The sequence below is a fragment of the Duganella hordei genome, assembly GCF_040369125.1.
GTDB classification, from domain to species: Bacteria; Pseudomonadota; Gammaproteobacteria; order Burkholderiales; family Burkholderiaceae_D; genus Rugamonas; species Rugamonas hordei.
Window position 1 is genome coordinate 25,660 of sequence record NZ_BPWI01000030.1, and the last position, 12,713, is coordinate 38,372.

13 protein-coding genes are annotated in these 12,713 nt (G+C 61.9%); 5 read left to right on the plus strand and 8 right to left on the minus strand.

Going from position 1 to position 12,713, the window contains the following annotated elements:
• Positions 1–32: 32 nt before the first annotated feature.
• Positions 33–965, plus strand: a complete 933-nt coding sequence (locus tag ABWW33_RS31800) for an SMP-30/gluconolactonase/LRE family protein (RefSeq protein ID WP_353405415.1) — start codon at positions 33–35, stop codon at positions 963–965.
• A gap of 12 nt (positions 966–977) precedes the next feature.
• On the opposite strand, the gene ABWW33_RS31805 is transcribed toward ABWW33_RS31800, so the two are convergent.
• From ABWW33_RS31805 to rpmH, 8 genes are all read right to left on the minus strand, one after another.
• The gene (locus ABWW33_RS31805; RefSeq protein ID WP_176655850.1) at positions 978–1,289 is read right to left on the minus strand and encodes a HigA family addiction module antitoxin; all 312 of its coding nucleotides are present in this window, start codon (positions 1,287–1,289) and stop codon (positions 978–980) included.
• 12 nt (positions 1,290–1,301) lie between these two features.
• Positions 1,302–1,583: a type II toxin-antitoxin system RelE/ParE family toxin gene (locus ABWW33_RS31810; RefSeq protein WP_176655851.1), complete on the minus strand. Its 282-nt coding sequence runs from the start codon at positions 1,581–1,583 to the stop codon at positions 1,302–1,304.
• Between the two features lie 68 nt (positions 1,584–1,651).
• A complete protein-coding gene (locus ABWW33_RS31815) occupies positions 1,652–2,314 on the minus strand; it encodes a glutathione S-transferase family protein (protein WP_353405416.1) in 663 nt (220 codons plus the stop codon).
• A 7-nt stretch (positions 2,315–2,321) separates the two neighbouring features.
• Positions 2,322–3,701: a tRNA uridine-5-carboxymethylaminomethyl(34) synthesis GTPase MnmE gene (gene mnmE, locus ABWW33_RS31820; protein WP_353405417.1), complete on the minus strand. Its 1,380-nt coding sequence runs from the start codon at positions 3,699–3,701 to the stop codon at positions 2,322–2,324.
• A gap of 67 nt (positions 3,702–3,768) precedes the next feature.
• Positions 3,769–5,463, minus strand: coding sequence for a membrane protein insertase YidC (gene yidC, locus ABWW33_RS31825; protein ID WP_353405418.1), 1,695 nt, complete (start codon positions 5,461–5,463; stop codon positions 3,769–3,771).
• Between the two features lie 11 nt (positions 5,464–5,474).
• On the minus strand, positions 5,475–5,738 hold the full coding sequence (gene yidD / locus ABWW33_RS31830) for a membrane protein insertion efficiency factor YidD (RefSeq protein ID WP_176655855.1): 264 nt from the start codon (positions 5,736–5,738) through the stop codon (positions 5,475–5,477).
• Positions 5,735–6,175, minus strand: coding sequence for a ribonuclease P protein component (gene rnpA / locus ABWW33_RS31835; RefSeq protein WP_176655913.1), 441 nt, complete (start codon positions 6,173–6,175; stop codon positions 5,735–5,737). The genes yidD and rnpA overlap by 4 nt, the downstream gene beginning before the upstream one ends.
• Before the next feature lie 35 nt (positions 6,176–6,210).
• On the minus strand, positions 6,211–6,345 hold the full coding sequence (gene rpmH, locus ABWW33_RS31840) for a 50S ribosomal protein L34 (protein WP_010401996.1): 135 nt from the start codon (positions 6,343–6,345) through the stop codon (positions 6,211–6,213).
• 398 nt (positions 6,346–6,743) lie between these two features.
• Here rpmH and dnaA point away from each other — a divergent pair, with 398 nt between their 5' ends.
• The 4 genes from dnaA to ABWW33_RS31860 all read left to right on the plus strand — a co-directional run bounded on the left by dnaA (position 6,744) and on the right by ABWW33_RS31860 (position 12,548).
• Positions 6,744–8,141 carry a chromosomal replication initiator protein DnaA gene (gene dnaA, locus ABWW33_RS31845; RefSeq protein WP_176655856.1) on the plus strand — a complete coding sequence of 466 codons (1,398 nt, stop codon included), beginning with the start codon at positions 6,744–6,746 and terminating at the stop codon, positions 8,139–8,141.
• 105 nt (positions 8,142–8,246) lie between these two features.
• Positions 8,247–9,353: a DNA polymerase III subunit beta gene (gene dnaN, locus ABWW33_RS31850; RefSeq protein ID WP_161084215.1), complete on the plus strand. Its 1,107-nt coding sequence runs from the start codon at positions 8,247–8,249 to the stop codon at positions 9,351–9,353.
• Between the two features lie 54 nt (positions 9,354–9,407).
• The gene (gyrB, locus tag ABWW33_RS31855) at positions 9,408–11,912 is read left to right on the plus strand and encodes a DNA topoisomerase (ATP-hydrolyzing) subunit B (RefSeq protein ID WP_353405420.1); all 2,505 of its coding nucleotides are present in this window, start codon (positions 9,408–9,410) and stop codon (positions 11,910–11,912) included.
• Positions 11,913–12,200: 288 nt separating this feature from the next.
• Positions 12,201–12,548, plus strand: coding sequence for a helix-turn-helix domain-containing protein (locus ABWW33_RS31860; protein ID WP_353405421.1), 348 nt, complete (start codon positions 12,201–12,203; stop codon positions 12,546–12,548).
• The last annotated feature ends 165 nt before the right edge of the window (positions 12,549–12,713 follow it).

Below are 12,713 nucleotides of genomic sequence, written 5' to 3' on the forward strand. Positions count from 1 at the left end.
GCGGCAGTCCTTTTTCAGAAAGCCTGCCCGCCATGACCCTGCTCCGTTCCGCCCTCGTTCTTGCCGCCGTGCTGGCCGTACCGTCCACCTTTGCCGCGTCGTGCACCGGCAAGGCGCCGTCGGGCGAACTGGTGGCGACGCGCATCGCCGCCGCCAACTCGACCCGCACCGAGCCTGGGCTGTACGAAGGGCCGGTATGGATCAAGGATGCCTTGTACTTCTCGGACTTCACCTTCGGCCCCGGCTTCCCTTCGCGCATCCGCAAGCTCGACGCGTCGGGCAAGGTCAGCACCTTGATCGAGGACAGCGGCAGCAACGGCCTGGCGGTGGACAACGACGGCAACATCCTGGCGGCGACGCACAAGTACAAGAGCGTGTCGCGCTACACGCTGGATGGCAAGCGCAGCGATGTGGTCGGCAAGTACCAGGGCAACGTCTTCAATTCGCCGAACGACATGGCGATGACCAAGGGCGGCACGCTGTACTTCAGCGATCCGGATTTCCAGCGCGAAGCGGCGCCGGGCGGCCAGGACAAGACCCGCGTGTACCGCGTGGCGAAGGATGGCGGCGTGACGGTGGTGGACGACACGTTGAAGAACCCGAACGGCGTCTCGCTGTCGCCGAAAGGTGACGTGCTGTACGTGAACGGCATGGTGGGCGACCACGGCGTGCTGCGCGCCTACAAGATCGTCGACGGCAAGCCGCAGAAGGGCAGCGACCTGGTGGCGAAGCTGGGCATCCCGGACGGCATGGCGGTCGACTGCCACGGCAACATCTATGTGACCGAGCACACCGACCAGCGCTTGCGCGTGTTCACGCCGGCCGGCAAGCAGATCGCCACGATCAAGGTCGACGCCAACGTGACCAACGCCGCATTCGGCGGCGCCGACGGCAAGACCCTCTACATCACCGGCGCCGGCGCGCTGTGGCAGCTGCCTCTGGACGTGACCGGCTCGCCATATTAAGTCGAAAGAACTTCAGGCAGCCAGCGGTGCTGGCCGCACCTGCATCGGTGTGTCAATGAAACGCTGAGCAGCCTGCCACACATCGTATGCGCTTTGTTCAGCGAGCCACAGCCGAGCCTCACCACCGCGATCTACGCCTAACCAAGCTTCGATTCGCAAAGCCATCTCTGGCGAAATTGCAGCGCGGCCATTGAGGACGCGGGACAGCGTGACGCGGTTGACGCCCAGTTGCTGCGCAGCTTCCGTTACGGACAAGCCCAGTGCGGGTAAAACGTCATCCCGTAAAGTCAGCCCCGGATGTGGTGGATTAAACATGCGTGCCATGATGCTTATTCCTTAATGATAATCTTGATAGTCTACAAGGATCGCATCCGTCCCCTCGAACTTGAACGTCATGCGCCAGTTGCCACTTACCCGTACGGAATAGTGCCCCTTGAGCGTCTTCCCTTTAAGCGGGTGCAGTCCCCATCCGGGCAGATTCATTCCCTGCGGAGAGCTAGCCTCATTTAAGCGACGCAGCATGGCGCCCAGCTTGGGCGCATGAGCCGCCTGAATTCCAGCCAAGCTTCCCGTCTCGAAAAATGTCTTCAACCCCTTGTGATGGAATGACTTTATCATGATGCAGTGTAGCGCGTAACGCCACGCGCATCAACATCACCGAATGTCGGCACTGACCCCGGGTGTTCTTAGACGCTGAGCGGAGCCGGCACCGTCGATACACCTTGGGCGATGGCGGCGTTGCGTTCGGCTTCCTGGGCGCGCACAAAGGCGGGACGCTGGCGCAATCGCTGCCAGTAGGCGGCGACCGCCGGCGTAAAGGCGGTATGCAGTCCCAGCTGTTCGGCCAGCAGCAGCGCGTAGCCCACCGAGATGTCCGCTGCCGTGAAGCGGCCGGCGCACAGGCAGTCGGCCTGCTCCAGCCGCGGCGTCAGCGTTTTCAGCCGCGATAAAAACCAGCGCGAGTAATCTTCCACCACCTGCGGCTGCAGCCGCTCCGGCGTTTCGAAGCGGCCGTAACGCAGCACCAGCGTTTGCGGAAAAGTCAGCGTGGCTTCGCCGAAGTGCAGGTCATTCAACCAGGCGCCGTAATCCGCTTCGTCCAGCGCGACGTTGAGCCTGGCGGCCGGATGGCGTTCGGCCAGGTACTGGCAGATCGCCGCCGATTCCGTCATCCGCACCGCGCCGTCGAAAAAGGCGGGCACGGTGCCGCAGGGATTGATGTCGAGATAGGACCTGTCGTGCACGCGCGGCGGGAAGGCCATCACGCGCAGTTCGTAGGCCAGCCCCAATTCCTCCAGCATCCACAACGGACGGAAGGAACGCGCCGCGATGCTGTGGTAGAGGATCATGGCCGCCTTATTTGCCGATGCAGAAGCGCGAGAAAATCACGCCCAGCAGATCGTCCGACGAGAACGCGCCGGTGATGCTCGACAGCTGGACCTGCGCCAGCCGCAGCTCTTCGGCGAACAAATCCAGCGACTGGTCGTTTTGCGCGGCGTGCTCGCCGGCCCGCGCCAGGTGGGCGCCGGCGTTCTTCAAGGCGATCAGGTGCCGCTCGCGGGCCAGGTACAGCGATTCGCCCGTCTGCTGCCAGCCGGCGATGCGCAGCAACTCCGTGCGCAGCAGGTCGATGCCGATATGCTCGTGCGCCGACAGGTAGACGTGCGTGGCGTCCTCCATCGCGTCCACGCCCGGCTTGTGGCCCGACAGGTCGATCTTGTTCCAGATGCGCAGCACCGGCACGCCCGGCGGGAAGGCGGCGACGATGCCTTCGTCGGCACGCGTCGGGCCGTGGTCGGCGTCCAGCAGGTGCAGGATGACGTCGGCCTTGCCGACCTCGCCCCAGGTGCGCTCGATGCCGATGCGCTCGACCACGTCCACCGATTCGCCGGCCGCGCGGATGCCGGCGGTGTCGATGATGTTGAGCGGGATGCCTTCGATCTGTATCGTCTCGGTCACCTTGTCGCGCGTGGTGCCGGCGATCGGCGTGACGATGGCGACGTCGGTGCCGGCCAGCGCATTGAGCAGCGACGACTTGCCGACGTTGGGCTGGCCCACCAGCACCACGTTCAGGCCCTCGCGCAGCAGCGCGCCTTGCGCCGCCTGGCGGAACACGGTTTCCAGCGCCTCGACGATGCCGGCCAGCTGGCCGCGCGCGTCGGATTTTTCCAGGAAGTCGATTTCCTCTTCCGGGAAATCCAAGGTCGCTTCGACCAGCATGCGCAGGCCGGTCACGCCGTCCACCAGCGCGTTGACCGTCTTCGAAAACGCGCCCGACAGCGATTGCGACGCGGACTTGGCCGCCGCTTCGGTCGAGGCGTCGATCAAGTCGGCCACGGCCTCGGCCTGCGCCAGGTCGAGCTTGTCGTTGAGGTAGGCGCGGCGCGTGAATTCGCCCGGCTCGGCCAGCCGCAGGCCCATCTCGGCGCCCGCCTCCAGCACGCGCGCCAGCAGCAGCTGCAGCACGATGGGGCCGCCGTGGCCCTGCAGTTCCAGCACGTCTTCCCCGGTGTAGGAGTGCGGGCCCTTGAACCAGATGGCGATGCCCTGGTCGATGATGGCGCCGTCGGCCTGCCTGAACGGGATGTAGGTGGCGTGGCGCGGCTGCAAGCTGGTGGCGCCGAACAGCGCGGCGATCAGCGGTTTCAGGTCTTTGCCGGAGGCGCGCACGACGCCGATGCCGCCGCGTCCCGGTGCGGTGGCGATGGCGGCGATGGGGGAAGAGTCAAGGTTCATGGGGGAATTGTAAAGTATAAAAAAGCCCGCGATTAACACGGGCTTTTTAGCAACACTGGCGGGATGCTTACGCAGCGGCCGGCGGAGCGAATTTTTTCGAGATCACGTACTGCTGGCCGATCGACAGCACGTTGTTCACCACCCAGTACAGCACCAGGCCGGACGGGAAGAAGAAGAACATCACCGAGAACGCCAGCGGCATGAACAGCATCATCTTCGCCTGCATCGGGTCGGCCGGGGCAGGGTTCAGCTTGGTGGTGATGTACATCGAGATCGCGTACAGCACTGGCAGGATGTACCACGGATCCGGCGCGGCCAGGTTGGTGATCCAGCCGATCCACGGCGCGCCGCGGATTTCAACGGAGGCCTGCAGCACCCAGTACAGCGCGATGAACACCGGCATCTGCACCAGGATAGGCAGGCAGCCGCCCAGCGGGTTGATCTTCTCGGTCTTGTACAGCTCCATCGTGGCCTGGTTCATCTTGGCCGGATCGCCTTTGTAGCGCTCGCGGATGGCCTGCATCTTCGGCGTGACCAGCTTGACCTTGGCCATGCTGCGGTAGCCGGCGGCCGACAGCGGGAAGAACGCCAGCTTGATCAGGATGGTGAAGGCGATGATGGTCCAGCCCCAGTTGCCCAGCACCTGGTGGATGTGGTCCATGACCCAGAAGATAGGCTTGGCGATGATGGTCAGCCAGCCGTAGTCCTTGACCAGCTCCAGGCCCGGCGTGACTTTTTCCAGCAGCTTCGATTCCTGCGGACCCGAATACAGCTTGGCTTCGTTGCTCACGGTGGCGCCCGGCGCCAGGGTGCCCAACGGCTGGATGGTGCCGATCGCGTACTGGTTGTTGTCGACCTTCTTGGTGAAGATGTCGCGCGTCAGCTTGTCCTGCGGGACCAGCGCCGAGACGAAGAAGTGCTGCGAGATCGCGACCCAGCCGTTGTCGGCCTTGGTCGGGTGATCCTGCACCGCCGGCTTGCCGGTCTTGATCGATTCCTGCGCCTCTTTTTCCAGCGTCTCGAACTTCATCTTCTTGTAGTGCTCGGCCTCGGTGTACATCGTCGGGCCGGTGTAGCTGCTGTTGAAGTAGGAGTCGCCGGCCGGCTTGTTGCCGTCGTGGATCAGCTGCATGTACAGCTCAGGCTTGACCGGCACGGTGCCGACGTTGGCCACGTCGTGGCGCACGTCGATCACGTAGTCGCCGCGCTTGAAGGTGAAGGTCTTGGTCAGCTTGACGCCGCCCTGCTCCGCTTCCAGCACCAGTTGCACCTGGTTGGCGTCGTTGAGCATGCGCGGGCCGGGCTTGGCGACGAAGCCGGTCTGGTGGTTCGGCAGGCCGGGCGCGCCGACCAGGCCGGTTTCAGCCAGATAGGTCTTGCCGGTGGCGCCGTCGACGTCGAACAGCACCTGGTTCTTGGTCGGATCGACGCCGTCCTTGAACTTCAGCAGTTCCAGGCGCTTGATGGTGCCGCCCAGCGTGTCGATGTCGACGCGGAACACGTCGGTGGTGACGGTGATGCGCTCACTCTTGAACGGCTCGGCGGCCGCCGTGGCGCCCGCGCCAGGCAAGGCGGCGGCGCCGGTGGCGGTCGCGCTGGCGGCAGGCAGATCGGATTTTTTCGCTTCCGGCGCCTTGGCGGTTTGCGCCGGGGCCGGAGCAAACATGGAAGGACGACCCGTCGAGACCTGCCAGTTATTCCAGAGAATAACCAGCGACACGGCAAACACGATCCACAGGATGGTACGTTTATTGATATCCATTAGGGTATTTATCAGGAGTGGTTGCAACCGCAAGCGGTCGTTGAAGTATTCGTTTTGCCGTCCGCCGGGGGAACGGGATCGTGCCCGCCCGGATTCCACGGATGGCAGCGGCAAATGCGTTTGGCCGCCAGCAGGCTGCCCTTGGCCGCGCCATGCACTTGCAACGCTTCCAGCGCATAGTTCGAGCAGCTTGGATGGAAGCGGCACGAAGGCGTCATCAGCGGACTGATCGTCAGCTGGTAAGCGCGCAATAGGAAACGTAGCAATTTTTTCATGATGCCACAGGTGGAGGCGGCGGCGCGGAAGGCAAGGCCGGTTTCGGCGGTTTTGCCGTCTTGGCCTGGGCGAACAGGCGTGCCAGCTCCACCCGCAAGTCCGCTTTCAGCCTGGCGGTGGTGGCCGGCCCATCCTTGCTGTTGACCGGCTTGGCCAGACGCACCAGGCAGTCGATCGCCGGCAGGGCGGTCTGGCGGAACAGTTCGCGGGTAACGCGCTTGATCGTGTTGCGCGTGACGGCGCGCGGCGCAAATCGCTTGGCCACAACGACGCCCAGCCGCGCATGCGGCAAGTCATTCAGACGGGTGTAAAGCACGAAGTGCGCGCTTTTTTGCGTAGGGCGCAAACGAAAAACGGATGAAAATTCATCCGTTTTAACGATACGCCGAACGCGCGCGAAGTCGTGTGAACCTTCGCCTGTCGAGCCGCTTGAAATACAGCTTTCCACGCGATCAGCTAACAAGCAGTGGCTTATACAGCCAGACGCTTGCGGCCTTTGGCGCGGCGTGCGTTGAGCACATCACGGCCACCACGGGTAGCCATACGAGCGCGGAAGCCGTGGGTACGCTTACGGCGTACAACGGAAGGTTGGTAAGTACGTTTCATGTTGGTCTCGCTAAAAGCAGAAAAAAATGCAAAATCGGGTTGTGGCCCCGTCAGTTTTTGGTGCCAATGACACTTCGCGCACCCATGCCAACGCTCCGGCACAAGCTGGGTCCATCTCATCGCCCGCTAAATCCACGCTTACTCCATATTGACGTTCATGTGAATAAACAAGGAATACGGGCGGGGAACCCTGAATTATCAGCATTTCGGTCTCGCTTGTCAACAACTGATCAGGTCAGGAGCCCGCCGCCGCCGCGCCAATACCCCGCCGAAACTGCGAAAATAAGCGTCGTGCCTGTGGATAACTTTGCCCGGCGAGAGTAGAATAGCGCGTTACGTGTGGCGAACCCAGGTCCGCTCGCACCCTTATCAGCAGTAAAAGAATAGATAAAAGATTCATGGAAAATTTCTGGCAGACCTGCTCCGCCCAGCTGGAGCTGGAGCTGACGCCGCAACAATTCAGCGCGTGGATAAAGCCGCTCATTCCCCTCGACTACGAGGCGGGCAAGTTGCGTGTGGCGGCACCGAACCGCTTCAAGCTGGACTGGGTGAAGACCCAGTTCGCCAGCCGCATCACGGCCCTGGCCTGCCAGTACTGGGAAGCGCCGACCGAGGTGCAGTTCGTGCTCGATCCGCGCCTGTCCGCGCCGAAGAAGGCCACCACCGTCGCGCCCGTGCCCGACCACAACGGCGGCGTCCCGAGCGGCAACGCGCGCATGGCCGACCCGGTGCCGTCGGTGCCGGAACTGCCGGCCTCGGCCGCGCCGCGCCGCGAGCAGAGCCGCATCAACACCGACCTGACCTTCGACAGCTTCGTCACAGGTAAGGCCAACCAGCTGGCGCGCGCCGCCGCGATCCAGGTGGCCAACAACCCGGGCGTGTCGTACAACCCGCTGTTCTTCTACGGCGGCGTCGGCCTGGGTAAGACCCACTTGATCCACGCCATCGGCAACCAGGTGATGGCCGACCAGCCGGGCGCCAAGATCCGCTACATCCACGCCGAGCAGTACGTGCGCGACGTGGTGACCGCCTACCAGCGCAAGGGCTTCGACGACTTCAAGCACTACTATCACTCGCTCGACATGCTGCTGATCGATGATATTCAATTCTTCGGCGGCAAGAGCCGCACGCAGGAAGAGTTCTTCTACGCGTTTGAAGCGCTGATCGCCGCCAAGAAGCAGATCATCATCACCTCGGATACCTATCCGAAGGAAATCACCGGCATGGACGACCGCCTGATCTCGCGCTTCGACTCCGGCCTGACGGTGGCGATCGAGCCGCCGGAGCTGGAAATGCGCGTGGCGATTCTGCTCAAGAAAGCCAAGCAGGAAGGCGTGACCTTCTCCGACGACGTGGCCTTCTTCGTGGCCAAGCACCTGCGCTCGAACGTGCGCGAGCTCGAAGGCGCGCTGCGCAAGATCCTGGCGTACTCGCGCTTCCACGGCAAGGACATCACGATCGACATCGTCAAGGAAGCGCTGAAGGACCTGCTGTCGGTGCAGAACCGCCAGATCTCCGTGGAAAACATCCAGAAGACGGTGGCGGACTTCTTCAACATCAAGGTGGCCGACATGTACTCCAAGCGTCGCCCGGCCAACATCGCCCGGCCGCGCCAGATCGCGATGTACCTGGCCAAGGAGCTGACGCAAAAGAGCCTGCCGGAGATCGGCGAGCTGTTCGGCGGCCGCGACCACACGACCGTGCTGCACGCCGTGCGCAAGATCGCGCTGGACCGCACCAAGAACCCGGAATGCAACCACGAACTGCACGTGTTGGAACAGACGTTGAAAGGCTAGCGGGACAGTGGGTTTGCCTTTATGATCTAGGCAAAAATGCACGGCTGCTCACAAGGCAACATTGTTATAAAAATATCGTTTAATCTTTACTATTGAGGATAATCTATGCAATTGGTCAAAACCACCCGAGATACCCTTCTCCGGCCACTGCAGATCGTGAGCGGTATTGTCGAGCGTCGGCACACCATGCCGATTCTGGCCAATATCCTCATCCGCAAAGAGGGCGAAAGCGTATCCTTCCTGTCGACCGACACCGAAGTCCAGATCACCACCAACGCCGACATCGGCTCCGGCAGCGAAGTGACCGGCACCACCGTGGCCGCGCGCAAGCTGCTCGACATCCTGCGCGCGCTGCCTGAATCGGGCGACGTGACGATGACCCTGCTGAACAAGCGCCTGACGGTACAGACCGGCAAATCGCGCTTCGCGCTGCAGACGCTGGCGGCCGAGGAATTCCCGACCGTGCAGCAGGCCGACAGCTACAGCGCCTCCGTCACGCTGCCGCAGAAAACGCTGAAGCACCTGTTCAACATGGTGCACTTCTCGATGGCCCAGCAGGACATCCGCTACTACCTGAACGGCCTGCTGCTGGTCCTGGACGGCAAGAACGTGATCGCCGTGGCCACCGACGGCCACCGCCTGGCGTTCTGCCAGGTCGAGACCGAGCAATCGTTCGAGCGCCAGGAAGTGATCATCCCGCGCAAGACCATCATCGAACTGCAGCGCCTGCTGGAAGAGAACGACGAGACCGTGCAGCTGGACATCGCCGCCAACCAGGTCAAGCTGACCTTTGCCGACATCGAGCTGATCTCCAAGCTGGTCGAGGGCAAGTTCCCCGACTACACGCGCGTGATCCCGAAAGGCTACAAGAACGAGTTCACGATCGGCCGCGATGAGCTGCTGCGCTCGCTGCAGCGCGCCGCCATCATGACCAGCGACAAGTTCAAGGGCGTCCGCTGCATCATCACCCCGGGCAGCATGAAGATCAGCTCGACCAACGCCGACCAGGAAGAAGCGGTCGAGGAACTGGAAATCGACTACGGCGGCGACAGCGTCGACATCGGCTTCAACGTCACCTACCTGCTCGACGTGCTGAACAACCTGAAGTGCGACCAGGTCAACGTGGCCCTGGGCGATTCGAACTCGTCCGCGCTGATCTCGATCCCGGACAATGCCGACTTCAAGTACGTCGTCATGCCGATGCGCATTTGATTTTTTTGCAGCCGCCGTTTGAACACCAGTAATCGATAACAGAGAAAGCAGCACATGTCCGCCATCCCAGAAGAGAATCCAGTACCAGTACCGGCCAAAACCGAAGAATACGGCGCCTCATCGATCCAGATCCTCGAAGGTCTGGAAGCCGTCCGCAAACGACCCGGCATGTACATCGGCGACACCTCGGACGGCACCGGCCTGCACCACCTGGTGTTCGAAGTGCTGGACAACTCGATCGACGAATCGCTGGCCGGCCACTGCACGGAAATCCACGTCACCATCCACTCGGACAACTCGATCTCGATCACCGACAACGGCCGCGGCGTGCCGACCGGCCTGAAGATGGACGACAAGCACGATCCGAAGCGCTCCGCCGCCGAGATCGTCATGACCGAGCTGCACGCCGGCGGCAAGTTCGACCAGAACTCGTACAAGGTCTCCGGCGGCCTGCACGGCGTGGGCGTATCGTGCGTCAACGCGCTGTCCAAGCTGCTCAAGCTGACCATCCGCCGCGACGGCAAGGTGCACTACATGGAATTCGTCCGTGGCGTGCCGCAGAACCGCGAGCTGGAAGAGAAGGACGGCTTCGCCGTCTCGCCGATCAAGGTCATCGGCGAAACCGACAAGCGCGGCACCGACGTGCACTTCTGGGCCGACGAGGAAATCTTCACCCACGTCGAGTTCCACTACGAGATCCTGGCCAAGCGCATCCGCGAGCTGTCGTTCCTGAATAACGGCGTCAACATCAAGCTGACCGACCAGCGCACCGGCAAGGAAGAAATCTTCGCCTTCGAAGGCGGCACCCGCGGCTTCGTCGAGTACATCAACAAGGCCAAGACCGTGCTGCACCCGACCGTGTTCCAGGCCACCGGCGAGCGCATGTCGGACCAGGGCACCAACATCTCGGTGGACGTGTCGATGCAGTGGAACGACGCCTACAACGAGCAGGTGCTGTGCTTCACCAACAACATCCCGCAGCGCGACGGCGGCACCCACCTGACCGGCCTGCGCGCCGCGATGACCCGCGTCATCAACAAGTACATCGACGAGCAGGAATTCGCCAAGAAGGCCAAGGTGGAAATCTCCGGCGACGACATGCGCGAAGGCCTGACCTGCGTGCTGTCGGTCAAGGTGCCGGAGCCGAAGTTCTCGTCGCAGACCAAGGACAAGCTGGTCTCGTCCGAAGTGCGCGGCCCGGTCGAAGAGATCGTCGCCAAGACGCTGTCGGACTACCTGCAGGAAAAACCGAACGACGCCAAGATCATCTGCGGCAAGATCGTCGAAGCGGCGCGCGCGCGCGAAGCGGCCCGCAAGGCCCGCGACCTGACCCGCCGCAAAGGCGTGATGGACGGCCTGGGCCTGTCGGCCAAGCTGGCCGACTGCCAGGAAAAAGACCCGGCGCTGTGCGAACTGTACATCGTCGAGGGTGACTCCGCAGGCGGCTCCGCCAAGCAGGGCCGCGACCGCAAGTTCCAGGCCATCTTGCCTCTCCGAGGCAAGGTGCTGAACGTGGAGAAGGCGCGCTTCGAGAAGATGCTGTCGTCCGAACAGATCACCACGCTGATCGCCACGCTGGGCACGTCGATCGGCCCGGACGAATTCAACGTCGAGAAGCTGCGCTACCACCGCATCATCATCATGACCGATGCGGACGTCGACGGCGCCCACATCCGCACGCTGCTGCTGACCCTGTTCTACCGCCAGATGCCGCAGCTGGTCGAGCGCGGCCACATCTACATCGCGCAACCGCCGCTGTACAAGGTCAAGGCCGGCCGCGACGAGCGCTACCTGAAGGATGACGCCGAAGAAGCGAGCTACATGATGAACGTGGCGCTGAACACCGCCGCGCTGACCCCGCGCGAAGGCACCGATCCTATCGTCGGCGAGCCGCTGGGCGAGCTGGTGCGCCAGTTCAACCTGGCCAACGTCATCATGATGCGCCTGACGCGCGTGATCGACCGCGCCGCGCTGACCGCCATCATGACCGGCGTGACCCTGAACCTGGACACGCAAGAGCAGGCCGAAGCATCGGCGCGCGCGATGATGGGCGAGATCAACGACATCGCGGTCAAGATCACGGTGATTTCGGACGAGCTGTCCGAGAAGCACGCGCTGCGCATCGAGCGTATGCATCACGGTAACATCAAGGTCAGCTCGATCGACGCCGACTTCGTGCAAGGCGCCGACTACAACGTGCTGGCCAGCGCGGCCGCCACGTTCAAGGGCCTGATCGGCGAAGGCGCCTACGTGCGCCGCGGCGAAGGCGATCGCACCAAGGAATCGGCCGTGGTCGACTTCCACCAGGCGATGCAGTGGCTGCGCGACGAGGCGGAGCGTGTGGTGTCCAAGCAGCGCTACAAAGGTCTGGGCGAGATGAATCCGGATCAGCTGTGGGAGACCACCATGGATCCTACCGTGCGCCGCTTGCTGAAGGTGCAGATCGAAGATGCGATTGCTGCGGACCAGATCTTCACTACGCTGATGGGGGATGATGTGGAGCCGCGCCGGGCGTTTATCGAGAACAATGCGCTGCGGGCTGGTAACATCGACGTTTAAATGCCCGTGTTGTAGGGTTTCACGGTTAGTGCAAAACGTTCCACTCCTGTGAAAAAAAATCTTCAAAGTTAGTGAAAAAAATAGGGGCCTCGCGCTCCTATTTTTTTCACTGCATTCCTCGCTTCTGATTGCAGAAATCGTTTTGTCGAATGGGATTTCTCAAGCCTATCGACAAAGATAACACAACAATAGTCAACGCAAGCCATTGATTTTCCTGAATTTATCTCTTTTTCAGCAATCTTTCCTCGGGTAGAATGAGGGTAAATTGGACAGTAAAAAGGATGGATCGTGACTCCTTTCGGGTTGGCGCTGCACGGGTTGAGAAGAGATCGACGTCTGCCTCAAAAGCAGCTGGCGAGCATGCTCGAACTCGACCAGTCCTACCTTAGTGGGCTCGAAAGCGGGCGCAAGGGTTCTCCGCCAGCATCCTTGGTCCAACGTCTAAAAGTCGCCCTCGATTTAAGTGAAGCGGAAGCCAGTGCACTACAGCGCGCCGCAGATCTATCCCGCCGAAAAGTAGAAATTCCTCAATGCGCGGAGCCGGACGAATATGTCCTGGTGTATTCGATCATTGAGCGTATCGGGCAGCTAAAGCCTGCGCAAGTGCGTGCAATTCAGGAGGTTCTGAAATGCTGACTTGCGCCCTGAAGGTGAAGGAGATCGCGATGTAAAAAGACAAACGGGACGATTGTGTCCCCAGGCGTGGTGTATGAAGTTGGTGCCGAGTTCGGCGCCGAGGCTTGAGCAATGATGAGGCGGCCATCGTGATTCATGAGTAGGTTGGGGTTACCAGACCTTAAC

Bases quoted from the DNA above. Each gene is read 5' to 3' on its own strand.
- ABWW33_RS31800 (WP_353405415.1), top strand. From the start codon at position 33: ATGACCCTGCTCCGTTCCGCCCTCGTTCTTGCCGCCGTGCTGGCCGTA.
- ABWW33_RS31805 (WP_176655850.1), bottom strand. From the start codon at position 1,289: ATGGCACGCATGTTTAATCCACCACATCCGGGGCTGACTTTACGGGAT.
- ABWW33_RS31810 (WP_176655851.1), bottom strand. From the start codon at position 1,583: ATGATAAAGTCATTCCATCACAAGGGGTTGAAGACATTTTTCGAGACG.
- ABWW33_RS31815 (WP_353405416.1), bottom strand. From the start codon at position 2,314: ATGATCCTCTACCACAGCATCGCGGCGCGTTCCTTCCGTCCGTTGTGG.
- mnmE (WP_353405417.1), bottom strand. From the start codon at position 3,701: ATGAACCTTGACTCTTCCCCCATCGCCGCCATCGCCACCGCACCGGGA.
- yidC (WP_353405418.1), bottom strand. From the start codon at position 5,463: ATGGATATCAATAAACGTACCATCCTGTGGATCGTGTTTGCCGTGTCG.
- yidD (WP_176655855.1), bottom strand. From the start codon at position 5,738: ATGAAAAAATTGCTACGTTTCCTATTGCGCGCTTACCAGCTGACGATC.
- rpmH (WP_010401996.1), bottom strand. From the start codon at position 6,345: ATGAAACGTACTTACCAACCTTCCGTTGTACGCCGTAAGCGTACCCAC.
- dnaA (WP_176655856.1), top strand. From the start codon at position 6,744: ATGGAAAATTTCTGGCAGACCTGCTCCGCCCAGCTGGAGCTGGAGCTG.
- dnaN (WP_161084215.1), top strand. From the start codon at position 8,247: ATGCAATTGGTCAAAACCACCCGAGATACCCTTCTCCGGCCACTGCAG.
- gyrB (WP_353405420.1), top strand. From the start codon at position 9,408: ATGTCCGCCATCCCAGAAGAGAATCCAGTACCAGTACCGGCCAAAACC.